General features: G+C 74.2%; 19 protein-coding genes, 3 tRNA genes and 2 pseudogenes. 10 read left to right on the forward strand and 14 right to left on the reverse strand.

Annotated elements, in window-relative coordinates:
- Positions 1-23 precede the first annotated feature (23 nt).
- The 4 genes from Sdagh_RS30225 to Sdagh_RS30240 form a co-directional block, all read right to left on the reverse strand.
- Positions 24-647: a class F sortase gene (locus tag Sdagh_RS30225; RefSeq protein ID WP_189412886.1), complete on the reverse strand. Its 624-nt coding sequence runs from the start codon at positions 645-647 to the stop codon at positions 24-26.
- A 108-nt stretch (positions 648-755) separates the two neighbouring features.
- Positions 756-1,292: a GVDTG sorting domain-containing protein gene (locus Sdagh_RS30230; protein ID WP_189412889.1), complete on the reverse strand. Its 537-nt coding sequence runs from the start codon at positions 1,290-1,292 to the stop codon at positions 756-758.
- A gap of 229 nt (positions 1,293-1,521) precedes the next feature.
- Entirely contained in the window at positions 1,522-2,679 is a 1,158-nt protein-coding gene (locus tag Sdagh_RS30235; RefSeq protein WP_189412892.1) for an FAD-dependent monooxygenase, read from the reverse strand.
- Entirely contained in the window at positions 2,676-4,115 is a 1,440-nt protein-coding gene (locus Sdagh_RS30240) for an MFS transporter (protein WP_226535962.1), read from the reverse strand. The genes Sdagh_RS30235 and Sdagh_RS30240 overlap by 4 nt, the downstream gene beginning before the upstream one ends.
- A 109-nt stretch (positions 4,116-4,224) precedes the next feature.
- Here Sdagh_RS30240 and Sdagh_RS30245 point away from each other — a divergent pair, with 109 nt between their 5' ends.
- Positions 4,225-4,803 carry a TetR/AcrR family transcriptional regulator gene (locus tag Sdagh_RS30245; protein ID WP_189412897.1) on the forward strand — a complete coding sequence of 193 codons (579 nt, stop codon included), beginning with the start codon at positions 4,225-4,227 and terminating at the stop codon, positions 4,801-4,803.
- A gap of 12 nt (positions 4,804-4,815) precedes the next feature.
- Here Sdagh_RS30245 and Sdagh_RS30250 read toward each other — a convergent pair whose 3' ends face one another.
- Positions 4,816-6,984: a molybdopterin oxidoreductase family protein gene (locus Sdagh_RS30250; protein WP_226535964.1), complete on the reverse strand. Its 2,169-nt coding sequence runs from the start codon at positions 6,982-6,984 to the stop codon at positions 4,816-4,818.
- Between the two features lie 97 nt (positions 6,985-7,081).
- Positions 7,082-7,801: a SanA/YdcF family protein gene (locus tag Sdagh_RS30255; RefSeq protein ID WP_190007883.1), complete on the reverse strand. Its 720-nt coding sequence runs from the start codon at positions 7,799-7,801 to the stop codon at positions 7,082-7,084.
- A gap of 188 nt (positions 7,802-7,989) precedes the next feature.
- On the opposite strand from Sdagh_RS30255, the gene Sdagh_RS30260 reads away from it, so the two are divergent.
- The 5 genes from Sdagh_RS30260 to Sdagh_RS30280 all read left to right on the forward strand — a co-directional run bounded on the left by Sdagh_RS30260 (position 7,990) and on the right by Sdagh_RS30280 (position 15,121).
- Positions 7,990-8,796: a sirohydrochlorin chelatase gene (locus tag Sdagh_RS30260; RefSeq protein WP_190077590.1), complete on the forward strand. Its 807-nt coding sequence runs from the start codon at positions 7,990-7,992 to the stop codon at positions 8,794-8,796.
- Positions 8,797-9,142: 346 nt separating this feature from the next.
- Positions 9,143-10,405, forward strand: coding sequence for a deoxyguanosinetriphosphate triphosphohydrolase (locus Sdagh_RS30265; protein WP_189412903.1), 1,263 nt, complete (start codon positions 9,143-9,145; stop codon positions 10,403-10,405).
- Between the two features lie 79 nt (positions 10,406-10,484).
- Positions 10,485-11,750, forward strand: a complete 1,266-nt coding sequence (locus Sdagh_RS30270; protein ID WP_189412906.1) for an NAD(P)/FAD-dependent oxidoreductase — start codon at positions 10,485-10,487, stop codon at positions 11,748-11,750.
- A 29-nt stretch (positions 11,751-11,779) separates the two neighbouring features.
- A complete protein-coding gene (gene dnaG, locus Sdagh_RS30275) occupies positions 11,780-13,693 on the forward strand; it encodes a DNA primase (RefSeq protein WP_189412908.1) in 1,914 nt (637 codons plus the stop codon).
- A gap of 246 nt (positions 13,694-13,939) precedes the next feature.
- Complete coding sequence (locus tag Sdagh_RS30280; protein ID WP_372478483.1) at positions 13,940-15,121, forward strand: RNA polymerase sigma factor; 1,182 nt, start codon at positions 13,940-13,942, stop codon at positions 15,119-15,121.
- 63 nt (positions 15,122-15,184) lie between these two features.
- Here Sdagh_RS30280 and Sdagh_RS30285 read toward each other — a convergent pair whose 3' ends face one another.
- The 4 genes from Sdagh_RS30285 to Sdagh_RS30300 all read right to left on the reverse strand — a co-directional run bounded on the left by Sdagh_RS30285 (position 15,185) and on the right by Sdagh_RS30300 (position 20,799).
- Positions 15,185-17,113, reverse strand: coding sequence for an ABC transporter ATP-binding protein (locus tag Sdagh_RS30285; protein WP_190077592.1), 1,929 nt, complete (start codon positions 17,111-17,113; stop codon positions 15,185-15,187).
- Positions 17,113-18,846 (reverse strand): ABC transporter ATP-binding protein, encoded by a 1,734-nt coding sequence (locus Sdagh_RS30290; protein ID WP_190007892.1) that lies wholly within the window; start codon positions 18,844-18,846, stop codon positions 17,113-17,115. The genes Sdagh_RS30285 and Sdagh_RS30290 overlap by 1 nt, the downstream gene beginning before the upstream one ends.
- Positions 18,847-18,965: 119 nt before the next feature.
- Positions 18,966-20,420: a xylulokinase gene (locus tag Sdagh_RS30295; protein WP_189412914.1), complete on the reverse strand. Its 1,455-nt coding sequence runs from the start codon at positions 20,418-20,420 to the stop codon at positions 18,966-18,968.
- 73 nt (positions 20,421-20,493) lie between these two features.
- The gene (locus Sdagh_RS30300) at positions 20,494-20,799 is read right to left on the reverse strand and encodes a YtxH domain-containing protein (RefSeq protein ID WP_189412915.1); all 306 of its coding nucleotides are present in this window, start codon (positions 20,797-20,799) and stop codon (positions 20,494-20,496) included.
- A 148-nt stretch (positions 20,800-20,947) separates the two neighbouring features.
- Between Sdagh_RS30300 and Sdagh_RS30305 the strand changes: the two genes are divergently transcribed.
- The 3 genes from Sdagh_RS30305 to Sdagh_RS30315 all read left to right on the forward strand — a co-directional run bounded on the left by Sdagh_RS30305 (position 20,948) and on the right by Sdagh_RS30315 (position 21,371).
- Positions 20,948-21,020, forward strand: a tRNA-Asn gene (locus Sdagh_RS30305).
- Between the two features lie 5 nt (positions 21,021-21,025).
- A tRNA-Asn gene (locus tag Sdagh_RS30310) sits at positions 21,026-21,098 on the forward strand.
- Positions 21,099-21,297: 199 nt separating this feature from the next.
- Positions 21,298-21,371: transfer RNA gene (locus Sdagh_RS30315), tRNA-Ile, on the forward strand.
- A 333-nt stretch (positions 21,372-21,704) separates the two neighbouring features.
- On the opposite strand, the gene Sdagh_RS30320 is transcribed toward Sdagh_RS30315, so the two are convergent.
- Complete coding sequence (locus tag Sdagh_RS30320) at positions 21,705-22,454, reverse strand: nitroreductase (RefSeq protein WP_189412916.1); 750 nt, start codon at positions 22,452-22,454, stop codon at positions 21,705-21,707.
- A gap of 237 nt (positions 22,455-22,691) precedes the next feature.
- Here Sdagh_RS30320 and Sdagh_RS30325 point away from each other — a divergent pair, with 237 nt between their 5' ends.
- Entirely contained in the window at positions 22,692-23,288 is a 597-nt protein-coding gene (locus Sdagh_RS30325; RefSeq protein WP_189412917.1) for a TetR/AcrR family transcriptional regulator, read from the forward strand.
- Positions 23,289-23,554: 266 nt separating this feature from the next.
- Here Sdagh_RS30325 and Sdagh_RS36780 read toward each other — a convergent pair.
- The 3 genes and pseudogenes from Sdagh_RS36780 to Sdagh_RS30340 all read right to left on the reverse strand — a co-directional run.
- Positions 23,555-24,130: pseudogene (locus Sdagh_RS36780) on the reverse strand (hypothetical protein); the annotation flags it as partial.
- Between the two features lie 63 nt (positions 24,131-24,193).
- Positions 24,194-24,292, reverse strand: coding sequence for a carotenoid oxygenase family protein (locus Sdagh_RS30335; protein WP_226535966.1), 99 nt, complete (start codon positions 24,290-24,292; stop codon positions 24,194-24,196).
- A gap of 142 nt (positions 24,293-24,434) precedes the next feature.
- A pseudogene (locus Sdagh_RS30340) lies at positions 24,435-24,950 on the reverse strand (carotenoid oxygenase family protein); the annotation flags it as partial.
- Between the last annotated feature and the right edge of the window lie 218 nt (positions 24,951-25,168).

A 25,168-nucleotide genomic window follows, 5' to 3' on the forward strand; every position in this document is an offset into this window, starting at 1 on the left:
GGCGGCCCGCCGTCCGGCGGGGCTCAGCCGCGGCTGCCGGTCAGGTGGGCGAAGACGACCACGTTCCCGCGGTAGCCGGTGCTCCGCGACCAGCCGCCGCCACAGGTGATCACCCGCAGTTCGGGCCGCCCGGCCGCGCCGTACACCTCCCCGTCGGGGAAGTCCGCCGCGTCGTACACCTCCACCCGGTCCACGGTGAACACCGCGACCGAGCCGTCCCGCCGGTCCACCTCGATCCGGCCGCCCCGCTTCAGCGCGCCGAGCCGGTAGAACACGGCCGGTCCCTCGGCGTTGTCGACGTGCCCGGCGAGGATCGCGGTGCCCGTCTCGCCGGGGGTGGTGCCGGCCTCGTACCAGCCGGCCAGGTTGTCGTCCCCGGCGGGCGGCACGTCCAGGCTGCCGGAGCCGGTCAGCCCGAGGCCGGTCAGCGGGGCGTTGACGCCGATCGCCGGGATGCGGACGCGGTCGGGCGGGGAGGGCGGCAGCGCAGGGGCGGCGGGGGCCTGCCGGCCGTGCCCGGCGCGGGCCTCGGCGGCGGCGGGCTGCGGCGGGCGGCCGGCGCCGGCGCCGCCCCACAGCAGCCAGGCGCCCGAGCAGAGGGCGAGGGCGGTGACGCCCGCTATGACGGTGTTGCCGACCCTGCGCATGACGACCCTTCTCCCTTCGGCCCGTGCCCCCTCCGGGCCGCGAGGGGCATCGGACCCGGAGGGGGTGGGGAAGTGCGGTACCGGCGGACGGGCGGCGGAGGGCGCCCGTCAGATCCCGTCGCCTCTCGCCCGGCGATGCAGGAGCCAGGTACCGCCCGCGGCGGCGACGGCCAGGGCCGCCACACCGGCCGCGGTCTGCACGGGGTCGGGGCCCAGGGCGCCGCCGACCCCCGTCTTCACACTGCCGCGCGGATACATCCGGGACGCGGTCGACGACAGGGTCACCTCCAGGTCCCCCGTCACCCGCTTCCCGCTGCCCGCGCAGGTCGCCACGATCTCGTACGTCCCCGGCTGGGCACCCGGCGGCACCCGGAACCCGCCGGTCGCCGTGCCCGTACCGGACTCCGGCCCCAGTGTGAACGCCCCGGCGCCCACCGCGCCGGCGTCCCCGGCCGCCGTCCCCTCCGGGCCGCACGCCTCGGTGTCCACGGCCGCCCGGTCGCCCGGCACGACGGAGGCGGGCCGCACCAGCAGCCCGCCGGACGGGTCGCCGGGCTCCCCGGCGTACGCGGGTGCCGCGACGACGAGACCGGCGGTGGCCGCGGCGAGCGCGGTGCCGGTCAGCAGGCGGGCGGTACGGCGCATCGGTGCTCCTTCGAGCTGTTCGGTGATCCCTGCCCCTCCGAGGAAAGGGGCAGCCCGCGCGCCCCGCTTCCTGACGCGACGTCAGGATTACGGAGAACGGGTGCCGGGGGAGCCCGTTCCGGCAGGTCACGGCCGTACGACGGTGAGGGGCGGGGCTGGGGGTGAACGGGTGACCGGCCGCCGCCGGGTGCCCGTCACCCGCGAGGCCCGTCCGGTGTCCGTACGGCGGTCAGGGCGCCGTGGCCGTCCTCCGCAGCCGTTCGTTGCGTCGCGCCAGCGCCTCGGCGGTGGCGGGGAAGAGCGCCGAACCGCCCGCGTCGACCCGTGCCTGGGTCCGTTCGACGAGCCCGCGCAGACCGCCTTCGTAGGCGGCGAAGGCCGCGCGGTGGCCGGTCCGGGCGGCCAGCGAGGCGGCGAGCGCCTGCGCGCCGATCAGGGCGAGGCTGGTCCCCTGCCCGGTCAGGAACGACGGGGCGTGGGCGGCGTCGCCGAGGAGCGCGACCCGGCCCCGTGACCAGCCCGGCATGCGGATCTGGCTCACGGTGTCGAAGAACGGGTCGTCCGCGCGGCGCAGCGCGTCGACCATGGCCGGGATCTCCCAGCCGGCGCCGGCGAAGGCGGCGGTGACGAGGTCGCGGCCTGCCGCTGGGTCGCGCAGGGCCTCGGCGGGCGGTTCGGGGTGGGCGAAGGCGAGCAGCGCGTGCAGTGCGGCGCTGTCCCCGGCCGCGTAGAGCGCCGCGGCCCGCCCGGGGGTGTTCCAGACCAGCACCTCGTGGGAGAGCGCGAGGGTGTTGGGCAGGGCGAACAGGGCGAAGCAGTACCCCAGGTGGCGGCGGAAGGGCGGTTCGGGGCCGAAGACGAGTTCCCGGGTGCCCGAGTGCATGCCGTCGGCGCCCAGGACCAGGTCGAAGCCGCGCCGGACGCCGCTGCGGAAGGTGACGTCGACGCCGTGCGCGTGGTCCGTGAGCGTCTCCGCGCAGTCGCCGAACACGAACTCCACGTCGTCCCGGACGGCTTCGTACAGCGCCCGGACCAGTTCCCCGCGCGGCACCTCGACGTCCTCGTCCGTGCCGCCGCCGACCGCCCGGGGGGCGACCGCGGCCACCGCGGTGCCGTCGGCGTCGAGGAAGGTCAGCCGGCGCGACGCGAGGTGCGCGTCCCGCAGCCGCGGCAGGATGCCCATCCGGCGCACCACCTCGACCGCGTCGCCCCGCACGTCGATCGGGTAGCCGCCGCCCCGCAGGCCGGCGGCCTTCTCCACCACCGTCACCTCGAAGCCGTACCGGCGCAGCCAGAACGCCACGGCGGGACCGGCGATGCTCGCGCCGGAGACGAGGACCGTGCGCCTCGCCGCGCCGCCCGTGCTCCGGTTCGTACGGATGCTCATGCGTCGACTCCCGGGGTGGTGCGCGCGGTCAGGGCGGGGCGCGGCGGCGGTGGGCCGCCGCCGGGGCGGGTGGCGCGTGCGAGCCGGACGGCCAGGGCCGAGGCGAGCGCGAACGCGGCACAGGCGAGGGCGACGCAGCCGAACACGCCGGCCGCCGAGTTCACCGGGTCGCCGGCCGGGCCCACGGCGGTCGACTTCAGGACGGCCGCGCCGGTGAAGTCCAGCACCACCGACCCGGTCGAGACCATCACCATGACCAGGCTGGACACGATGCCCTGCCGTTCCGCGGCGGCGAGGCTGCCCGCCATGTTGAAGCCGGAGGTCCCGAGCGCCCCGACCGTGACGCCCAGCAGGAATCCGCAGCAGAGGGCGACGGGCAGCCGGGAGACCCCGAGGAACATCCCGGCGGTCACCACCGTGCCGAGCAGGACCGCCCCCGCGAGGGTCCGGGCGGGCCCGACGCGGACGGCGAGCCAGCCGGCGGCCGGGCCGCCGAGCGTGACGCCGAGTCCGGGCCCGGCGAGCAGCAGCGCCACCGACCCCTGGCCGGCCAGCCCGTACCCGAGGTGCTGGTCCGGCGAGACGTCGCTGACGAGCGGGATCAGCTGGAGCGTGCTCTGGTACGCGCCGGTGGCGAGGAAGACGACGAGGAGCATGAGCAGGAGCGGCCCGCGCAGGTCCCTGACGTCGATCAGGGGATCGGGTTTCCGCCTCGACACCAGGAACCACCGGACCGACGCGGCGGCACCGCCGGCGAGCAGGGCCAGCGGGCCGGGGGCGAGCCAGCCGAGGTCCGGGCCCAGGCTGACGTACCCGAGGGTCCCGCCGAGGCCGCCGCCGAGCAGGAGGGCGCCGCCGAAGTCGACCGAGCCGGGGGTCCTGACCGAGGACTCGGGCAGGAGGAAGCGCACGCAGAGCGCCATCAGGGCCGCGACGGAGGCCGACAGCACGAACAGGACCTGGAAGCCGAACTCCGTGGCCAGCTTCTCGATCAGGAACCGGGAGGCGATGTTGAGCACCGCCGAACCGGAGGTCACGATCCCGACGACGACCATGGCGACGCGGGGCGCGCAGGCGTCGCGGACGATCGTGACGGAGAGGAACATGGCGGCCAGCGCCGCCCCTTGCAGCATGCGTCCCGGCACGAACAGCCAGAGCCCCGGGGCCACGGCGCACAGCAGGGCCCCCGCACAGCTCAGCAGCAGCGTCAGGACGAGCACCCGGCGTTTGCCGTGGAGGTCGGCGCTCTTGCCTAACAGGGGCGCCCACATCACCCCGGCCAGCATCGCGGTGGCGTTGAGCCACGCCGTCTGGTCGGTGCCGAAGTGGTCGAGCATCTCCGGCAGGACGACCAGCGGCGCGGCGATGGCCGAGTCGACGACGAAGTTCACCAGGGCCAGCACGGCCACCAGGCCGACGAGCCGCCCCCCGCTCACACGGGTTCCTTGGGTCCCGCTCACACGGACTCCTTAAGATACGTTTTGGTTTCTTATTCGGCACAGTAGAGTACGCCGACAAGAAACGTCAAAGGTTCTTGGGAGAGTTGTGGGCAGACGGCGCGGCGAAACGCTGGAGGCGGCGATCCTCGACGCGGCCTGGGACGAGCTGAGCGAGCGGGGGTACGCGAACCTCACCGTGGAGTCCGTCGCCCGCCGGGCCGGCACCAGCAAGCCGGTGCTCTACCGGCGCTGGGCGGACAAGCGCGAGCTGGTCGAGGCGGCGGTCGTCCGCCGGCACGCCGCCCAGTCGGTCGCCCCGGCCGACACCGGGTCCCTGCGCGGTGACCTGATCGCCACCCTCATCGAACTGGGGGAGACCCGGGGGCCGTTCCTCACGCAGCTCAGCCTGCTGCTGGCCGGCTACTTCACCGAGACCGAGACCGGCTTCACCGAGCTGCGCGAGCTGTTCCTCGCCGGCCGCCGCTCCGGGGCCGACGTGATCATGCGGCGCGCCGTCGAGCGCGGCGAGATCGACCCGGACCGGCTCACACCGCGGATCGCCGCGCTCCCCTTCGACCTGCTGCGCGCGGAGGCGATGATGACGCTGCGGCCGGTCGGGCGGGAGGCGGTCGAGGAGATCGTCGACACGGTCTTCCTCCCGCTGGTGCGCCCCGGGGGCCGCTGAGGCGCCCGGACCTCAGGAAGCCGCCCCCACCGCGTTCCCCGCCTCCACCGCGTCTCCCGCCTCCGCCGCTTCTCCGGCTTCCGCCGCGTTCGCCGTGTCCGCCGCGCTCACCGTCTCCACCCGCACCGCGCACACCTTGAACTCCGGCATCCGCGAGGTCGGGTCGAGCGCCGGGTTGGTCAGGGTGTTCGCGCGGCCCTCGCCCGGCCAGTGGAACGGCATGAACACCGTGTCGGGGCGGATGCCGGTCGTGATGCGGGCCGGGGCGACCGCCCGCCCCCGGCGCGAGACGACCGCCACCGGATCGCCCTCGGCCGCGCCGAGCCGCGCCGCCAGCCGGGGGTGCAGCTCCACGAACGGGCCCGGCGCGGCGGCGTTCAGCTCGTCCACCCGCCGGGTCTGCGCACCGGACTGGTACTGCGCCACGACCCGCCCGGTGGTGAGCAGGACGGGGTACTCGTCGTCGGGTTCCTCGGCGGCCGGCCGGTGCGAGACGGGCACGAACCGGGCCCGCCCGTCCTCCGTGGCGAACCGGTCGAGGAAGAGGCGGGGCGTGCCGGGATGGTCCCCCGTGTCACCGGCGGGGCACGGCCAGAAGACGCCGCCCTCCTCGGCCAGCCGCCCGTAGCTGATCCCGGAGTAGTCCGCGAGGCCGCCCGCGCTCGCCCGGCGCAGTTCCTCGAAGACCTCCTCCGGGTCGGCCGGGAACCCCTTCTCCACGCCGAGCCGGTCGGCCAGTTCGCGCAGCACCTCCAGGTCGCTGCGGACCCCGTCCGGCGGGGTGATCGCCCGGCGCCGCAGCAGCACCCGGCCCTCCAGGCTGGTCGTCGTCCCCGACTCCTCCGCCCACTGCGTCACCGGCAGCACGACGTCGGCGAGTTCGGCCGTCTCCGACAGCACCACGTCGCACACGGCGAGGAACTCCAGCGACCGCAGCCGCTCCTCCACATGGGCCGCGCGGGGCGCCGACACCACCGGGTTGGAGCCCATCAGCAGCAGGGTGCGGATGTCCGTGCCGAGCGCGTCCAGCAGTTCGTAGGCGCTGCGTCCCGGTCCCGGCAGGGAGTCGGGGTCCACGCCCCACACCTCGGCGACGTGCCGCCGCGCCTCGGGGTCGGTCAGCTTGCGGTAGCCGGGCAACTGGTCGGCCTTCTGCCCGTGTTCGCGCCCGCCCTGCCCGTTTCCCTGCCCGGTCAGACAGCCATATCCGGACAGCGGGCGCCCGGCCCGTCCGGTCGCCAGGCACAGGTTGATCCACGCGCCGACCGTGTCCGTGCCCTTGGACTGCTGCTCGGGGCCGCGCGCGGTCAGCACCATCGCCGCCTCGGGCTCGCAGAACATCCGCACCGCCTCCCGCAGTCGCGGCACCGGCACGCCCGTGATCCGCTCCACGTACTCCGGCCAGTGCGCCATCGCCGCCGCCCGTGCCTCCGTCCAGCCGGAGGTCCGCTCGGCCACGTACTCCTCGTCGACCCGGCCCTCGGCGACGACCAGGTGCAGCAGGCCCAGCGCCAGCGCCAGGTCCGTCCCCGGGCGGGGCGCGAGGTGCAGGTCGGCCTGTTCGGCGGTCCTCGTGCGGCGCGGGTCGATGACGACCAGCGTGCCGCCGTTCTCCTTCAGCTCGGTGAGGAAGCGCAGCGCGGGCGGCATGGTCTCGGCGAGGTTGGAGCCGACCAGGATCACGCAGCCGGTGCGCGGGATGTCCTCCAGCGGGAACGGCAGCCCCCGGTCCAGCCCGAACGCCTTGGTGCCGGCCGCCGCCGCCGACGACATGCAGAACCGCCCGTTGTAGTCGATCTGGGAGGTCCCCAGCACCACCCGGGCGAACTTCCCCAGCGCGTACGCCTTCTCGTTGGTCAGCCCGCCCCCGCCGAACACGCCGAGCGCGTCCGGGCCGTGCTCCGCGCGCACCCGCGTCAGATGCGCCGCGATCCGGTCCAGCGCCTCGTCCCACGTGGCCGGCACCAGCACGCCGCCCTCCCGCACCAGCGGCGAGGTCAGCCGCACCCGGGACGACAGCACGGCCGGCGCCGTCCGCCCCTTGCCGCACAGCGCGCCCCGGTTCACCGGGAAGTCCGCGCGCTCGGACACCTCCACGGTCCCGTCGGCGGCCGGCGTCAGATTCATCCCGCACTGCAGGGCGCAGTACGGGCAGTGCGTGGGCGTCGCGGAGTTCTGCATACCGCCCAGCGTGCGTCGCCCGTGTTACGCGGCCCGGCGGCTCCCTGTTACACGGGCGGCACGGCGGCCTCCCCGCCGCGTCCGGCCCGCCGTGAGGTCAGCGGCCGGCGTCCCGGGGGAGAGGCGCCGCGGGCCGGCGGCCGGCGTCCGCCAGGGCCCGCCGTACTCCCGGCTCCTTCGGCCCGAGGAAGCGCGGGTCCGGTTCGAACGTCACGTCCAGCGCCGCCTTGCCCGCCGCGAAGAGCTCCCGCACCGCCCCGTAGTACCAGGTCACGTCGTGCCGGTCGGCGACCCCGACGCCGTACGACGCCACCCCCGCCGCCCGGCACAGCGCCACCGCCCGCCGGATGTGGAAGCCCTGGCTGATCAGGACGGCCCGGTCCACCCCGAAGACCTCCTTCGCGCGCACGCAGGAGTCCCAGGTGTCGAACCCCGCGTAGTCGCTGACGATCCGCGCGTCGGGCACCCCGTGCCGGACCAGGTACGTCCGCATCGCGTCCGGCTCGTCGTAGTCCTCGCGGCTGTTGTCCCCGGTGACCAGGACGACCTCGATCCGGCCCGCCCGGTACAGCGCGGCCGCCGCGTCCAGCCGGTGCGCCAGGTACGGCGACGGCTCGCCGTCCCACAGCCCCGCGCCGAACACCACCGCGACGTCGGTGCGCGGCGCGCCGGCCACCGTGCCCGCCCGGCCGCCCGTCGTCACGTACAGCCAGGTCGGCGGCAGCAGCGCCAGCACGCACCCCGCCGCCACGGCCTGTGTCAGCCGCCGCCACCCGGCCCTGGTGCGCGGCAGCCGGAGCCGCCTCGGTCCCCGCATGTACGTTTCCCCTCCCGGCGGTCCGCCCCCGCTTTTCAGGGACGCCCACCCGGCCCGCGCGGTTCACCCCTGCCGGGAAGCGCAGGTCAGGACGCCTCACACGGGCCGCCCCCGGGCGGTGATCCGCCGGAAAACACCCGTGACGCCCAGGCAACGGGGCGGCAACCTCCGGGCGTCACGATCGCCGCATGACGGTGACGACGGTGACGACGGTGACGACAGCGACGCGGACGACCGGCACACGGTGCTTCCCGGGCGGGGACGACGGGCCGCCCGCGCTGGTCGTCGTCGCCCACGGCAGCCGCGACCCGCGCGCCCTGCGCACCGTGCGCGCCCTCCTGGACCGGGTCCGCGCCCGGCGTCCCGGCCTCCCCGTCCACCTCGGCCACATCGAGCTGAACGCCCCCCTGCTCTCCGACACGCTCGCCGCCCTCGGCGACCGGCGGGCCGTCCTCGTCCCGCTCCTCCTCAGCCGTGGCTACCACGTCAAACGGGACATCCCCGAGACGGCCGCCGCCTTCCCGGTCCGCGCCCGGGTGGCCCGCCCGCTCGGCCCGCACCCCCTCCTCGTGGACGCCCTGCACGGCCGCCTCGCCGAGGCCGGCTGGGACCGCCGGCCCGGCGACGCGGTCGTCCTCGCCGCCGCCGGCTCCCGCGACCCGGACTCCGCGACCGACACCGGCCGCACCGCCCGGCTCCTCGCCGCGCGTCTCGGCGTCCCGGTCGTCCCCGCCTACGCCACCACCGCCGCGCCGACCGTCCCGGCCGCGCTCGCCGCGCTGGGCTCCGCCGGGCATCGGCGTATCGCCGTCGCCTCCTGCTTCACGGCGCCGGGACGCTTCGCCACGGAGTGCGCGGCGGCGGCGCCCTGGACCACGTCGGCGCCCCTGGGCACCCACCCGGCCATGGCCGAGCTGCTGCTGCGCCGCTACGAGGAGGCCCTGTCCGATACCCCGACGCCCCTCCGGACCAGGGCCCGGCTCCAGCCGGCGTAAAACCCCACCCAGCCCGGTCCCGCCGCGCCCCTTGGGTGTTCGTCGTCCGCGGGCACGTCGTGGCCCTTCGCGCAGTTCCCCGCGCCCCTTCGGGGCGCCGGACACCGCGCAAGCCCAAGGGGCGCGGGGAACTGTGCGACGAGCGACGACGCATCCGTACGCGGCTCTTGATCGGATCGGGCAGGTGCGCCCCCCCGTGGACGTCGGCTCCTCCGGCGTGCCTGAGGGGCGCGGGGAACTGCGCGACGAGCCACGACGCATCCGCGCCCGGCCCCCCACCGCACCCGGCAGACGCACCCCCGCACCCCGCGCCCCCCAAACCCCCACACCCCGTACTGTCAAAGCCATGGAAGGCACCGCACCCCAGGCCCCTTACCCCCCCACGTCAGTGGAACGGTGGGCGCCGGAACCAGACAAACGCCCCGGCCGCACCGCCTTCCAACGCGACCGCGCCCGCGTCCTGCACTCCGCCGCCCTGCGCCGCCTCGCCGGCAAGACCCAGGTCGTCACCCCCGGCGACCCCACCCCCGCCTGGGACGCCAGCCCCCGCACCCGCCTCACCCACTCCCTGGAATGCGCCCAGGTCGGCCGCGAACTCGGCGCAGCCCTCGGCTGCGACCCCGACCTCGTCGAGGCCGCCTGCCTCTCCCACGACCTCGGCCACCCGCCCTTCGGCCACAACGGCGAATCCGCCCTGAACGAGTTCGCCGAGGACTGCGGCGGCTTCGAGGGCAACGCCCAGTCCCTGCGCCTCCTCACCCGCATCGAACCCAAGCGCTTCACCCCGGAGGGCCCCGTCGGCCTCAACCTCACCCGCGCCACCCTCGACGCCGCCACCAAGTACCCCTGGCCGCGCGGCGCCCACCCCACCGACCCGGCCTCCCCCAAGTTCGGCGTCTACGACGACGACCGGCCCGTCTTCGACTGGGTCCGCGAGGGCGCGCCCCGCTACCGCGCCTGCTTCGAAGCCCAGGTCATGGACTGGGCGGACGACGTGGCGTACTCCGTCCACGACGTCGAGGACGGTCTGCACGCCGGTCACATCGACCCGAACTGCCTGCTCGCCGAGCCCGAACGCCGCGCCGTCTTCGACACGGCCCGCACCCGGTACGCCCCCGGCGCCGACCCCGCGGAACTCGCCGCCGCCCTCGACCGCCTCCTCGCCCAGGAGTGGTGGCCGCACGGCTACGACGGCACCGCCCTCGCCCAGGCCCGCCTCAAGGACGCCACCAGCCAGCTCATCGGCCGGTTCTGCCTGGCCGCCGAGGGCGCCACCCGCTCCCGGTACGGCACCGGCCGCCTCACCCGCTACGCCGCCGAACTCGTCGTCCCCGCCGGGGCCCGCCTGGAGTGCGCCGTCCTCAAGGCCGTCGCCGACCGCTACGTCATACAGCGCGACGAACAGGAACGGCTCCGCGCCGACCAGCGGATCGTCGTGGCGGAACTCGCCGAGGCGCTCACCCGCCGCGCACCGGACGGACTGGACCCCCAGTTCCGCGCCCTGTTCGACAAGGCCCCCGACGACCGCGCCCGCAAACGCGTGATCGTCGACCAGATCGCGTCCCTCACCGACGCCTCCGCCCGCTCCCTGCACGCCCGGCTGACCTGATCGGACCCATCCCCCTTCCCGCGGCCCGCCCGGTGCGGGACGCTCACATGTGGCGGAACGCTGACGAGGAGGCAAACAAGTGGTCGACGCTGATCAGACATTCGTCATCGTCGGAGGGGGCCTGGCCGGTGCCAAGGCGGCCGAGACACTCCGCGCGGAGGGCTTCACCGGCCGGGTGATCCTCATCTGTGACGAACGCGACCACCCCTACGAACGCCCACCCCTGTCCAAGGGCTACCTCTCCGGCAAGGAGGAACGCGACAGCGTCTTCGTGCACGAGCCCGCCTGGTACGCCCGCCACGACATCGAGCTGCACCTCGGCCAGACCGTCGTCGCCGTCGACCGCGCCACCCGCACCGTCCACTACGGCGACGACGGCACCCGCGTCCGCTACGACAAGCTGCTCCTCGCGACCGGCGCCGAACCCCGCCGCCTGGACATCCCCGGCACCGGCCTCGCCGGCGTCCACCACCTGCGCCGCCTCGCCCACGCCGAACGCCTCAAAGGCGTCCTCGCCGCCCTCGGCCGGGACAACGGCCACCTGGTGATCGCCGGGGCCGGCTGGATCGGCCTGGAGGTCGCGGCGGCGGCCCGCGAGTACGGCGCCGAGGTCACCGTCGTGGAGTCCGCGCCGACCCCGCTGCACGGCGTCCTCGGCCCCGAGCTGGGCGCCGTCTTCACCGAGCTGCACCGGGCGCACGGCGTCCGCTTCCGCTTCGGGGTCTCCCTCACCGAGATCGTCGGCCAGGACGGCGTGGTGCTGGCCGCCCGGACCGACGACGGCGAGGAGCACCCCGCGCACGACGTGCTCGCCGCGATCGGCGCCGCGCCGCGCGTCTCCCTCGCCCAGGCCGCCGGACTGGAGATCGCCGCCCCGGCCGACGGCGGGGGAGTCGCCGTCGACGCGCGGCTGCGCACCTCCGACCCGGACATCTTCGCCGCCGGTGACGTGGCCTCGTTCCCCCGCGCCCGCCAGGGGGACCGGCTGCGCGTGGAGCACTGGGCCAACGCCCTGAACGGCGGCCCGGCCGCCGCCCGCGCCATGCTGGGCAAGGAGGTCGCGTACGACCGCGTCCCCTACTTCTTCTCCGACCAGTACGACCTGGGCCTTGAGTACAGCGGATGGGCGCCGCCGGGGACGTACGACGAGGTGGTGATCAGGGGCGACGCGGGCAAGCGGGAGTTCATCGCGTTCTGGCGGAAGGACGGCCGGGTGCTGGCCGGGATGAACGTCAACGTGTGGGACGTCACAGAGCCGGTCCAGCGGCTGATCCGGGCCGGAACCCGGGTGGACGCCGAGGCGCTGTCCGACCCACGGGTCCCGCTGGAAAGCCTCGTCCCCTGAGTGTCCCGGCGCCCCCGTAGAATTCACCCGTGGCTGGACGGATCAACGACGAGGACGTGAAGGCGGTACGGGACGCGGTCCCGATCGACGCCGTGGTGTCCGAGTACCTCCAGCTCCGGAACGCGGGCGGCGGCAACCTCAAGGGACTGTGCCCGTTCCACGACGAGAAGTCGCCCTCCTTCCAGGTCAGCCCCAGCAAGGGCCTGTTCCACTGCTTCGGCTGCCAGGAGGGCGGCGACACCATCACGTTCGTGATGAAGATCGACCACCTCACCTTCTCCGAGGCGGTCGAGCGGCTGGCCGGCCAGGCCGGCATCACGCTGCGCTACGAGGAGGGCGGGTACAACCCCTCCCACCAGCGCGGCGAGCGCATCCGCCTGGTCGAGGCCCACAAACTCGCCGCCGAGTGGTACGCGGAGCAGCTCGCGACCAGCCCCGAGGCCGACACCGGCCGGGTCTTCCTCGCCGACCGCGGCTTCGACCAGGCCGCCGCCCAGCACTTCGGCGTCGGCTACAGCCCGCAGGGCTGGGACCACCTCACCCGCTTCCTGCGCGGCAAGGGCTTCACCGACAAGGAACTGCTCCTGTCCGGGCTCGCCCAGGAGGGCCGCCGCGGCCCCATCGACCGCTTCCGCGGCCGGCTGATGTGGCCGATCCGCGACATCGGCGGCGAGGTCGTCGGCTTCGGCGCCCGCAAGCTCTACGAGGCGGACAACGGCCCGAAGTACCTCAACACCCCCGAGACCCCCATCTACCGCAAGTCCCAGGTCCTCTACGGCATCGACCTCGCCAAGAAGGACATCGCCAAGGCGTCCCGCGCGGTCGTCGTCGAGGGCTACACCGACGTCATGGCCTGCCACCTCGCCGGCGTGACCACGGCCATCGCCACCTGCGGCACCGCCTTCGGCACCGACCACATCAAGATCCTGCGCCGGCTGCTGATGGACAACGGCTCGGCCCGCGTGATCTTCACCTTCGACGGCGACGCGGCCGGCCAGAAGGCGGCCCTGCGCGCCTTCGAGGACGACCAGAAGTTCGCCGCCGAGACGTACATCGCCATCGCCCCCGACGGCATGGACCCCTGCGACCTGCGCCTGGCCAAGGGCGACGAGGCGGTCGCCGACCTGACCCGGCCCCGCACCCCGCTGTTCGAGTTCGCCCTGCGCCAGATCGTCTCCCGGTACGACCTGGACACCCCGGCGGGCCGCGCCGCCGCCCTGGACGAGGCCGCGCCCGTCGTCGCCCGCATCAAGAACAGCGGCGCCCAGCACGAGGTCGCCGTCCAGCTCGCCGGCATGCTCGGCATCCTCGACACCCAGTTCGTCGTCAAGCGCGTCGCCCAGCTCGCCCGCTGGGCCCGCGAGCGCGGCGGCGGCGGCGACCGGGGGCCCGCCCCCGGCGGCCCCCGGCAGCAGTACGCCGCGGCCCCGGCCCAGGCCGCCGCCCCCCGCGGCCCGTCCCTGACCCTGCGCAACCCCGTCTACGCCACCGAACGCGAGCTGCTCAAGCTCGCCCTCCAGCGCCCCGAGCTGGTCTCCCCGGCCTTCGACGCGTACGGCGTGGACGAGTTCACCGCCCCGCCCTACGCCGCCGTCCGCCAGGCGATCATGGACGCGGGCGGCGCCGAGCACGGCGTCGAGGACCCGCAGGAGTACCTGGTCCGGGTCCGCGAGGCGGCCCCCGACGACACCGTCCGCGCGATGGTCACCGAGCTGGCCGTGGAGGCGATCATGCGCCGCGCGGTCGACGAGGTGTACGCGGGTGAGGTGCTGGTCCGGGTCCGCCGCCGCGCCGTCGAGCGCCGCATCCGCGACATCCACGCCACCTTCACCCGGCTGGGCAACGGCGGCGACCCCGCCCATCTCGCCACCGTGCAGAACGAGCTGTGGGTGCTGGAGAAGTACGACCGCGCCCTGCGCGACCAGGGCGCCGCCGCCCTCTGAGCACCGCGCCGTCACGGACCGGACGCAAAAAGTCACCGCACGCCCCTCGTGGCGGTGATGTGTCGTACCCCACACTGGTGCCGGTGCCTGAGTCCTCGGAGCGCGGCCGTCCCCGTCCCCCACGGGTCCCCCGACCCCGCGGTTCCGGCCCCCGCGTACGGGACGGACAGCGGCGGGGCCGCCGACTCCGCCCGCGAAGCAGCGCTGCCGCACGGCCGGGCAGCGATCACCCTGGAGGTCGCACCCGTGCAGACCCAGACCCTCGCACAGACCGACACCGGCGGCGACACCGGCGGCGACACCGGCGCCGGCGGCGGTACCGGCGGTCCCGCGGAGCCCGAGGCCGCCGCGGACGTCCTCGGCGCGGTGCCCGCCCAGCACCGCGCCCGCCCGGAGAACCCGCCGGCCGCACCGGAGACCACCCCCGAGCCCGACTCGGAGTCCGACCCCGAGGCCGCCCCCGACCCGGACCCCGAGCCCGTCGATCCTCCCCCCGCCCGCGTCGACACCGGCAGCGGCCCCTCCGCGGACCTGTTCCGCCAGTACCTGCGGGAGATCGGCCGCATCCCGCTGCTCACCGCGGCCGAGGAGGTCGAACTCGCCCGCCGCGTGGAGGCCGGCCTGTTCGCCGAGGAGAAGCTGGGCACCGCCCCGGACCTGGACAGCCGCCTCGCCCACGACCTGGACCGGCTCGTCGTCATGGGCCGCCTGGCCAAGCGCCGCCTCATCGAGGCCAACCTGCGCCTGGTCGTCTCCGTCGCCAAGCGGTACGTGGGCCGCGGCCTGACCATGCTCGACCTGGTACAGGAGGGCAACCTGGGCCTGATCCGGGCCGTGGAGAAGTTCGACTACGCCCGCGGCTACAAGTTCTCCACGTACGCCACCTGGTGGATCAGGCAGGCCATGTCCCGCGCCCTGGCCGACCAGGCCCGCACCATCCGGGTCCCCGTCCACGTGGTCGAACTCATCAACCGGGTCGTCCGCGTCCAGCGCCGCATGCTCCAGGAACGCGGCTACGAGCCGACCCCGGCCGAGGTCGCCGCCCACCTCGACCTGCTCCCCGAGCGGGTCAGCGAGGTCCTGCGGCTCGCCCAGGAGCCGGTCTCGCTGCACGCCCCGGTCGGCGAGGAGGACGACGTCGCCCTCGGCGACCTGATCGAGGACGGCGACGCCGCCAGCCCCGTGGAGTCGGCCGCGTTCCTGCTGCTGCGCGAGCACCTGGAGGCCGTGCTCTCCACCCTCGGCGAACGCGAACGCAAGGTCGTCCAGCTCCGCTACGGCCTGGTCGACGGCCGCCCCCGCACCCTGGAGGAGATCGGCCGCATCTTCGGCGTCACCCGGGAGCGGATACGGCAGATCGAGTCCAAGACCCTCGGCAAACTCCGCGACCACGCCTTCGCGGACCAGCTCCGGGGCTACCTGGACTGACCGGGACGGGACCGGCCGGGGCGCGGACCCGCCCGCCCCCGGCAACCAGCCCCAGCCCAGGCCCTAGTCCACCTCCGCCACCGCCTGCGCGAACTGCGCCCGGTACAGCCGCGCGTACGCCCCGCCCGCCGCGAGCAGCTCGTCGTGCGCGCCCTGCTCGCCGATCGAGCCGTTCTCCATGACGAGGATGGTGTCCGCGTCCCGGATGGTGGAGAGCCGGTGCGCGATGACGAACGAGGTCCGCCCGTGCGCCAGCTTGGCCATCGCCTTCTGGATCAGCACCTCGGTACGGGTGTCCACGGAGGACGTCGCCTCGTCCAGGACCAGGATCACCGGGTCGGACAGGAACGCCCGCGCGATGGTGATGAGCTGCTTCTCGCCGGCGCTGACCCCGCTGCCCTCGTCGTCGATCACCGTGTCGTAGCCGTCGGGCAGCGTCCGTACGAACCGGTCGGCGTGCGCGGCCCGCGCGGCCTCCTCGATCTCCCCGCGCGTCACCTCGCGGGACGCCCCGTACGCGATGTTCTCCGCGATGGTGCCGCCGAACAGCCAGGTGTCCTGGAGCACCATGCCGATCCCGGCCCGCAGCTCGTCCCGCGACATCCGCGCGATGTCGACCCCGTCGAGCGTGATCCGCCCGCCGGACACCTCGTAGAACCGCATCAGCAGATTGACGAGGGTCGTCTTCCCCGCCCCCGTCGGCCCGACGATGGCGACCGTGTGCCCCGGCTCGACGGTGAGCGACAGGTCCTCGATCAGCGGCTTCTCCGGGTCGTACCGGAAGGACACGTGCTCCAGCGCCACCCGCCCCCGCGGCTCGGCCGGCCTCTCGGCGGCGGCCGGGTCGGCCGACTGCTCCTCCGCGTCCAGCACCTCGAAGATCCGCTCGGCGGAGGCGACCCCGGACTGCACCAGGTTGGCCATCGACGCGACCTGCGTCAGCGGCATCGAGAACTGCCGGGAGTACTGGATGAACGCCTGCACGTCCCCGATGGACAGCGCCCCGGACGCCACCCGCAGCCCGCCGACCACGGCGACCAGCACGTAGTTCAGGTTGGACACGAACATCATCAGCGGCTGCATGATCCCGCTGTTGAACTGCGCCTTGAACCCGGCCTCGTACAGCGCCTCGTTCTGCTCGGCGAACTGCGCGGCCGACTCCTCCTGCCGCCCGAACACCTTCACCAGGGCGTGCCCGGTGTACATCTCCTCGATGTGCGCGTTCAGCTTGCCCGTGGAGCGCCACTGCTGCACGAAGTGCGGTTGCGACCGCTTGCCGACCCGGGTGGCCACCACGAACGACAGCGGCACGGTCACCAGCGCGACCAGCGCGAGGATCCAGGAGACGTAGAACATCATCGCCAGCACGCCGATGATGGTCAGCAGCGAGTTGATGAGCTGGCCCATCGACTGCTGGAGGGTCTGCCCGATGTTGTCGATGTCGTTGGTCGCCCGGGACAGCACCTCGCCGCGCTGCCGCCGGTCGAAGTAGGACAGCGGCAGCCGCGACAGCTTGGTCTGCACGTCCTCGCGCAGCCGGAACATGGTCCGGTTGACCGCCCGGTTCACCAGCCGGGTGGCCACCGCCATCAGCAGCCCGGCGACCAGGAACGTGCCCAGCGCGAGCAGCAGCACATGCCCCACGGCCGTGAAGTCGATGCCCTCGCCGGGTGTGAAGTCGGTGCCGCGCAGCATGTCGGCGACGTTCCCGTCACCGCGCTCCCGCATCGACTCCAGCACCTGCTCCTTGCTGGCCCCGGACGGCATGTCCCGCCCGATGATCCCCGCGAAGACCAGGTCGGTGGCCCGGCCGAGGATCTTCGGCCCCACCACGTTCAGCCCGACGCTGACCACCAGGCACAGCAACAGCAGCCCGATCGTCGCCCGCTCCGGCCGGAACTGCCCGACCAGCCGTCTGCCCGACCCCTTGAAGTCCATCGACCGCTGGTCGGGTCCCGTCCCGGCCATCATCCGCCCCGCCGGCCCTGCCATCAGGCGGCCTCCGCTTCCGTGAGCTGGGAGAGCACGATCTCCCGGTAGGTGTCGTTCTCCGCCATCAGCTCGGCGTGCCGACCGGTGCCGACCACCCGGCCCTCGTCGAGGACGACGATCCGGTCCGCGTCCCGGATCGTCGACACCCGCTGGGCGACGATGACGACGGTCGCCTCCGCCGTCTCCTCGGCGAGCGCCGCGCGCAGGGCGGCGTCGGTGGCGTAGTCGAGGGCGGAGAAGGAGTCGTCGAAGAGGTAGATCTCCGGCCGCTGCACCAGCGTCCGCGCGATCGCGAGCCGCTGCCGCTGCCCGCCGGAGACATTGGTCCCGCCCTGCGCGACGGGCGCGTCGAGCCCGCCCTCCAGTCCCTGGACGAACTCCTTGGCCTGCGCCACCTCCAGCGCGTGCCACAGCTCGTCGTCGGTGGCGTCGGGATTGCCGTAGCGCAGATTGGTCGCGACCGTCCCCGCGAAGAGGTACGGCTTCTGCGGCACCAGCCCGACGGTCTTCGCCAGCACCTTCTGGTCCAGGGTCCGTACGTCCGTCCCGTCGACCAGCACCTCCCCGTCGGTGGCGTCGAACAGCCGCGGTACCAGCCCGAGGAGCGTGGACTTGCCGCTGCCGGTCGAGCCGATGACGGCGGTCGTCTCGCCCGGCCGGGCCACCAGGTCGACGCTCCTGAGCACCGGCTCCTCCGCGCCCGGGTAGCGGAAGCCCGCGCCCCGGATCTCCAGGTGCCCGTGCCGCCGCAGCTCGGTGACCGGCGCGACGGGCGGCACCACGCTGCTCTCGGTGCCGAGCACCTCCTCGATGCGCTCGGCGCACACCTCCGCGCGCGGCACCATCATGAACATGAAGGTGGCCATCATCACGGACATCACGATCTGCATCAGATAGGCGAGGAACGCCGTCAGATCGCCGATCTGCATCTCGCCGCTGTCGATCCGGTGGGCGCCGAACCACACCACCGCGATCGACGACAGGTTCACGGTGGTCATCACCACCGGGAACATCAGCGCGAGCAGATTGCCGGTGCCCAGCGCCACGTCGGTCAGCTCGGCGTTGGCCTTCCGGAACCGCTTCTCCTCGTACGCGTCCCGCACGAACGCGCGGATGACCCGGTTGCCGGTGATCTGCTCCCGCAGCACCCGGTTCACGGTGTCCAGCCGTCCCTGCATGGACCGGAACAGCGGGCGCAGCCGCCGCACGATCAGCGTCACGCAGACGCCCAGTACCGGCACCACGGCGACGAGCACCCCGGACAGCGGCACGTCCAGCCCGAGGGCGAGCACCACCCCGCCCACGCACATGATGGGCGCCGACACCATCAGCGTGAACGTCATGAGGGCCAGCATCTGGACCTGCTGCACGTCATTGGTCGTACGCGTGATGAGCGACGGCGCGCCGAAGCGGGCGACCTCCCGGGCGGAGAAGGACTGCACCCGGTCGAAGACGGCACCGCGCACGTCCCGGCCGAGCGCGGACGCGGTCCGGGCACCGTAGTAGACGGCCCCGATGTTGCAGACGACCTGCACCAGCGAGATGCCGATCATCAGGGCGCCGTAGCCCAGGATGTAACCGGTGTCGCCGTTGACGACGCCCTGGTCGATGATGTCGGCGTTCAGGGTCGGCAGGTAGAGGGTGGCGCAGGTCTGCAGGAACTGCAGGGCCACCAGCAGGGCGATGGGTTTCTTGTAGGGCCTGAGATAGGTCCGCAGGAGTCGTATGAGCACGCTGGGTCTCTCGGGTCGGCGAAAGGGCGGATGGTTGCCCTTGGCCCCTATCGTCGGGCACCGCCCCCGCGTTACCTCAACCGATTAACCCAACAGGACCCGTGCCCGTCCGCCGCTCCTCACGCGTGGAACGCGCCCGGATGCGTCTGCTCCCGCACGGACACGAACTGCTGCCGCACCGCCTGACCCACCGCCAGTTCCTCCCCGGGCTCCAGCACCTGCGCCACCGCCCCCTGCCAGGGCGGGGGAGTCCGCGCGTCGAGCGTCCCCCGCGAGGCCCCCAGCGCCCACGCCGCCTGCCGCGCCGCGCCGATCGCCCCGTAGTCCGCGGGCTGCGGCACGACGACCTGCGCCCCGAACAGCGCCGGCGCCGCCGCCTGCACGGCCGGCAGCTCCGCCGCCGCGCCCAGCAGGAACACCCGCCGTACGTCGACCCCCCGGCCGCGCAGCACGTCCAGCGCGTCGGCGAGCCCGCACAGCATCCCCTCGAACGCGGCCCGCGCCAGGTGCTCGGGCCGCATCGACTCCCGCCTGAGCCCGGCCAGCGTCCCCGCCGTGTGCGGCAGGTGCGGCGTCCGCTCACCTTCCAGATAGGGCAGCAGCACCAGCCCGTGCGCCCCCGGCGTCGACTTCATCGCCAGTTCGGACAGGCTCTCCAGATCCGGCACCCCGAGCAGCTCGGCGGCCCCGCGCAGGGTCCGCACGGCGTTCAGGGTGGTGACGACGGGCAGGTGCATGCCGGTCGCGTCGGCCAGCGCGGTGATCATCCCGGACGGGTCGACGAGCGGCTCGGAGTGCACCGCCATGACCGACCCCGACGCGCCCAGCGACACCACGGCGTCCCCCAGCCCGATCCCGAGCCCGAAGGCGGCGGCCTGCGTCTCGCCCGTCCCCGCGGAGATCAGCAGCCCCTCCGGCGTCGTCCCGGCCGCGTCGGCCGGACCGATCACCTCCGGCAGCATCGCGTGGTGCCCCAGCGCCAGCTCCACCAGGTCCGGCCGGTACCCGCCGGTCGCCGCCGACCAGTACCCGGTCCCGGAGGCCCCGCCCCGGTCGGTGGTCCGCCGCGCCGGCCGCCCGAGCAACTGCCACACCAGCCAGTCGTGCGCCTGGAGCAGTACGGCGGTCCGCGCGGCGTTCTCCGGTTCGGTACGGGCCAGCCAGCGCAGCTTGGTCACCGGATGCGGGGCCTGCGGCACACATCCCACGGCCCGCGCCCAGGCCTCCCGCCCGCCGAGCGCGTCGACCAGGTCCGCCCCGGCGACCTGCGCCCGCTTGTCCCCGCCCACCAGGGCGGGCCGCACGGTGTTCCCCTGGGCGTCCAGCGGCACGACCGCGTTGGCCTGCGCCGACACGCCGATGGCCTGGACGCCCTCCAGGAGCCCGCCGCCGGCCGCCTCCCCGAGGGACAGCAGCCACGCCTGCGGATCGACGTCGGAGGGCCGGCCCCCGCCCTCGGGGTTCTCCACCGGATGCGGCGCGTACCCCTGCCGGAGCACGGCCCCCGTGTCCGAGTCACAGACGACGATACGAGTGAAATCGGGCGAACTGTCCAACCCGGCGACTATCCCCATGCCCGAAATTCTGCCGTATCGCTGCGCTCGGCCGGGCCGGGGGGCGCCGGGTCGGCGGCGCCCGGAACCGTCCTCAGGTGTTGCTCGTACCCCAGTCGTCCCCGCCCGCGCCGCTCGCGCTGCGCTCCCGCAGGGACTTCACGCGCTGGGCCACGGAGTCGGGCATCCGGTCCCCGACCTTGTCGCTGACCGCGTGGTACGCCTTGTCCGCGAAGTGCCGGCCCTGCTGCGCGGCCGACTCCGCGGTGTTGCGCACCGCCGGGTTCCGCGCGAGCTGCCGGGCGGTCTTGCGCAACTGCTCGTAACGCTCCCGCCCCGCCTTCGTGCCCAGTACGTACCCCACGGCGAGTCCGACGACGAACGTGAGCCGGTAACGCATGGCGGCCACCCTTCCTTTGCCTTCTGTCTGCGGTGCCGGGGAGGACCGATTGGCGGAGCACCCCCCTGCTTGCGCTAATGTATGTGTCGCAGCGAGCGCACGCCCCCTGGCGACTACCCAGGGAGTCACGTTCGATGCGACGAGGCAATCCTCGGTAGCTCAATTGGCAGAGCAGCCGGCTGTTAACCGGCAGGTTACTGGTTCGAGTCCAGTCCGGGGAGCTCGGTCCTCCGTAGCTCAATTGGCAGAGCAGCCGGCTGTTAACCGGCAGGTTACTGGTTCGAGTCCAGTCGGGGGAGCATGGTGAACGAGGACCCTCAGGGGTCCTTTTTCATGTCCGCGCACGGTCCGGCGCCCCGCCCTGGAACCGCGCGGGCCGCCCCGGAGTCCTCATGGTCGTGAAGGCGTCGCGGCAAGCCGACCACCCGAAGCAGGAGATCGTATGAGCGGCTATGCTGCGGCAGACGGCGCGCACACATGTACGCGACACGCCGCTATGGGGCGGTAGCTCAGCCGGTTAGAGCAGCGGACTCATAATCCGCCGGCCGTGGGTTCGAGTCCCACCCGCCCCACCTCTGCAGAAACGTCGTGACCTGCGGAAACGATGTAGCAGCGCGGTCCGGCCGCTGCTTCGGGGGCAAGGACGGGCGGGGGCCTCGAGGACCTGGCGGTCCGTCATCTCCCGGCAGGCGTCGGGGGTTTCGTCAAGGGGGAAGGTCCGGACCTCGACGTGGACGTCGCCGGCCCCGTACATCACTGCTGCGCGCACGAGGGGCCACTGCTCCCGACGGGGCCGTGCCGGGCGGTCCGATCGACTCCGTGATGTGGCGGCGCGGGATGTCCGGGGGATGACAGGGGCCCCGCGCCCGCGCGCGGCGGGTGGACGGGGCGGGGCACCCTCACTCTCACCGCGCAGTCACCGGCGAGGTGGTGCCGCGGCCCCGTACCCGGGGCGGATTCCGCTCGTCGAGGACTCCCGGGGTGTCGTGCGGGACCACGCTCTGCCGCAGGGGGACGCGGCCCATGCCGATGTCGTACATCGGGGAGGTCTCGTCGCCGATGCCGAAGGCGATGCCGAAGAGCAGCGCGAGGTCGTCGGGGACGCCCAGTGACGTGCGGACCGTGTCCGCGTACATGCCGAGGATGGTCTGCGGGATGCCGTGGAAGCCGCGCGCGGCCAGCGAGAGCAGGAAGGTCTGGGCGTACATGCCGATGTCGCCCGCCGTCCGGACCCCGTCGCCGAGGCGCGGCATGAAGAGGAAGGCCGCGTGGGGCGCGTCGTAGAAGCGCAGGTTCTCGCGGATCACCTCCTTCCTGCCCTCCACGTCCGAGCGGGCTATGCCGCGCGCCCCGTAGAGGAGGGCGCCGTGCTGACGCGACCGCTCCTGGTGGACGCCGTCGCCGTAGTCGGCGGTGAAGTCCGCCGAGGTCCGGCCCTCCTCGTACGCCGTGAGCAGTTCCTCGCTCAGGGCGTCCCGGGCGGCACCCGAGACGATGTGCACCGTCCAGGGCTGGGTGTTGCTGTTCGAGGGGGAGGTCTGCGCGTCCTCCAGCACGGCGCGGATGTCCGCGGGGGACAGCGGGGTCGGCAGGAACTGGCGCGGCGAGTGCCGGGCGCGGACGAGGTCGGCGAAGAGGGCGGCGGTGCTGGACAAGGAGATCCTTTCCACGGGGCCGGATGCGGCTCGGGGCGGGCGTGTCAGCGGTGGGAGGGAGCGGTACCGTGCCACGGGGCCGCGCGAGTACGCCGCGTGGACGAGGCGCCCGGCGGTGCTGAGCGGGCGCGCCGAAGCGGCCGGCGGTGGCGTCGGAACCGAAAGGGAGTTAGTCTCCGTTTTCGAGGGAGACGATACGGAGATGGTCTCCGCATTGTCAACGAGAGGTGCGCGGACATGAGCGAGGCAGCCACCGGCGAGCGCCGGCAGCGGGCGGACAAGCAGCGCAACCGCACGCACATCCTGGAGGTCGCGGAGCGGTTCTTCGCCGAGCAGGGCATCACCGGCTCCATGGACGCCATCGCCAAGCGGGCCGGGATCGGGCCGGGCACCCTCTACCGGCACTTCCCCAACCGGGAGGCGCTGCTGGCCGCTCTGCTCCAGGCCCGCGACGAGGAGCTGGAGGCCCGCCGCGAGGCCATCCGCGGCGAGGTGACCGACTCCCGCGCCGCGCTCGCGCAGTGGCTGCGGGCGCTGGGGGAGTGGGTGACCGCCTTCGACGGGCTGCCCGAGCCGCTGCGGGCCGCGCTGACCGGGGACACGTCCCCGCTGGCGCTCACCTGCCAGAGCTTGATCACGACCACCGAGGAGTTCCTTCAGGCGGCCCAGCGCGACGGGGGTGCCAAACCCTGGGTGCGGGGCCGTGACCTCTTCCTCAGCACGCTGGCCACGGCCTGGGCCAGCGGCGCCGTCCTCGCCGACGCGTCGTCGCTCGACGCGCTCGACTCCCTCGTGCGCACCGGCTGGGAGACGCCTGAGGCGGGAGACGCCTGAGGCGGGAGACGCCTGAGGGCGGAGCGGACCCGGCGTGGCCCTCCGGGGCCGCTCCCCCGGCGGACGGCACCGCGCTCCCGGCGACGTCGCCTCCCGTCCGGCCCCGCCGGCCACCGAGCCCGCCCCGGCTCGAACGTCCGCGATCCAGCTTCCGCGGAAGCCCGGCGGCACGCGGCCGGGCAGGTGGACGCGGGCCGGGGGTGGCCGCCGAGATTTTGGGCCGCGAGGATCACCAGGTCGCTCGCGCCGCGGGCGGGATCGTTCACATGGGCCAGGACGCAGCCGCCGTCCTCGTCCCGCGCGCCGCGCCCGGGGACGAACACCGGCTCGCTGACCGCCGAACCCGCGGGGAAGCGGTGGCGCTGCCCCGCGCCATGTCGTGCTTGACCAAGCGGTCCGTGGACTTCTCGTCCGGCGGCACCCCGTCGACGGTCTCGTGGGCGCCCCACATCCCGCCGTGCTCGCGGTGTGGGCGCAGCGCTGCCGGCGTGCGGCCGGGGACTCGCTGACGGGGGGGGGAACTCCTGGGGGCGGTCGTCCCAGCCGGGTGCCCCGCACCCGGCCCGCGCGCAGCTCGATCGTCCACCGGCCGGGCGTCGGGGACCCGGTCGCCGAGGGGCCGCCCGTGCCGCGTCCGGCGGGGTGGAACGGTGCGGGCATCCCGGTGTACTCCACGGCGGCCGTGTCGCCCTGGTCGCGGGCGTCGAGGGTGCGCGAGTGGCACACCGGGTCGACGTCGAACCGGCGTGTGCCGCCACCGGCGCGCGGCGGCAGCCCGATGCGCGGGGGGTGCCCGTCGTGCCACGCGTACGGCACGGGCGCGCCCGCCGCCGCGGCGGCACCGCCGAAGGTGACCGGCACGTCCACGATCACACGTACGTCCACGATCACACGTACGTCCACGATCACACGTACGTCCAGGTGAGCGCGAAGTCGCGCATCATCGCCGCGTCCGCGACGGGCACCCGCGTGGTCCGCGCCACCCGGCCGGTCCGGTCGATCATGAGGCGAGGGACGTGGTCCCAGGCGGGGTGGTACGTGATCGCGGTGCAACTCGTCGGCGACCGAGGCGCCCTCCCGTGTGGACCGGAAGCCGTACGGGCCCAAGGTGCCGAGGCCGCCGTCCAGCTCGTACGGCAGCGGTCCGCTCTCCCGCGCCGCCAGGACGCGGCCCTTGTACGGGATCACGCGCGTGTCGCGGGCGAAGCCGTCGGGCGGTGCGCCTGCCCCGGGCACGCTCCCCAGTTCGCCCCCAGTTCCCGCCGTCACCCGTGAGGACCGCACCCAGCGGTCGCGGTACCACCCGGCGCGTCCGCCGCGCAGCCGGACCCCGTGCGTCACGCCGTCGCCGAGCAGCCAGTGGTCGGCGCCGACGGTCTCCGGGCCCAGCGCGTTCGGGCCGTCGCGCGGGTAGCCGCCGTCCAGGTCGCGCCGGACGCGACCGGTGGCGTCGAGGTCGAAGACGGTCGGCTCCTGGGCGACCGGCGCGAAGGCTCCTCCAGGAACGGGGTCGTGCCGGTCCCGCCGCCGGCCGGGCCCGCGGGACACGTCCGTACCGCGGCCGTGCCGGAGCCGGGCCCGATGCCGAGGCCGGCCGCCCCGCCCCGCTGCCGCGACCGCGGCGCCCCTGAGCGGTCCCCGCCGCGTGTGACCGGCCGGCATGGTTCCTCGCTCCGTCGTCGGGACCGGCCCGGCGGCCGGGCCGGGTCCGTGGTGACGCGGTCAACCCTCCTCCGCGGCCGGAGCCGGCACAGGGGGGCCAGGATCCGGACCGGGGGATGCCGGGCCCCCGTCCCGCACCGGGAAAAGCGGGGGGACGCCTTCCGGTCGATCGGAGTTCAACGGGAATTCACCAGGGGGGTGGTTTGAATTGAGCGGGT

It is taken from the genome of Streptomyces daghestanicus (assembly GCF_020521275.1).
GTDB classification, from domain to species: Bacteria; Actinomycetota; Actinomycetes; order Streptomycetales; family Streptomycetaceae; genus Streptomyces; species Streptomyces griseoviridis.

Bases quoted from the DNA above. Each gene is read 5' to 3' on its own strand.
- Sdagh_RS30225 (WP_189412886.1), bottom strand. From the start codon at position 647: ATGCGCAGGGTCGGCAACACCGTCATAGCGGGCGTCACCGCCCTCGCC.
- Sdagh_RS30230 (WP_189412889.1), bottom strand. From the start codon at position 1,292: ATGCGCCGTACCGCCCGCCTGCTGACCGGCACCGCGCTCGCCGCGGCC.
- Sdagh_RS30235 (WP_189412892.1), bottom strand. From the start codon at position 2,679: ATGAGCATCCGTACGAACCGGAGCACGGGCGGCGCGGCGAGGCGCACG.
- Sdagh_RS30250 (WP_226535964.1), bottom strand. From the start codon at position 6,984: ATGCAGAACTCCGCGACGCCCACGCACTGCCCGTACTGCGCCCTGCAG.
- Sdagh_RS30255 (WP_190007883.1), bottom strand. From the start codon at position 7,801: ATGCGGGGACCGAGGCGGCTCCGGCTGCCGCGCACCAGGGCCGGGTGG.
- Sdagh_RS30260 (WP_190077590.1), top strand. From the start codon at position 7,990: ATGACGGTGACGACGGTGACGACGGTGACGACAGCGACGCGGACGACC.
- Sdagh_RS30265 (WP_189412903.1), top strand. From the start codon at position 9,143: ATGGAAGGCACCGCACCCCAGGCCCCTTACCCCCCCACGTCAGTGGAA.
- Sdagh_RS30285 (WP_190077592.1), bottom strand. From the start codon at position 17,113: ATGGCAGGGCCGGCGGGGCGGATGATGGCCGGGACGGGACCCGACCAG.
- Sdagh_RS30295 (WP_189412914.1), bottom strand. From the start codon at position 20,420: ATGGGGATAGTCGCCGGGTTGGACAGTTCGCCCGATTTCACTCGTATC.
- Sdagh_RS30300 (WP_189412915.1), bottom strand. From the start codon at position 20,799: ATGCGTTACCGGCTCACGTTCGTCGTCGGACTCGCCGTGGGGTACGTA.
- Sdagh_RS30325 (WP_189412917.1), top strand. From the start codon at position 22,692: ATGAGCGAGGCAGCCACCGGCGAGCGCCGGCAGCGGGCGGACAAGCAG.
- Sdagh_RS30335 (WP_226535966.1), bottom strand. From the start codon at position 24,292: ATGATCGACCGGACCGGCCGGGTGGCGCGGACCACGCGGGTGCCCGTC.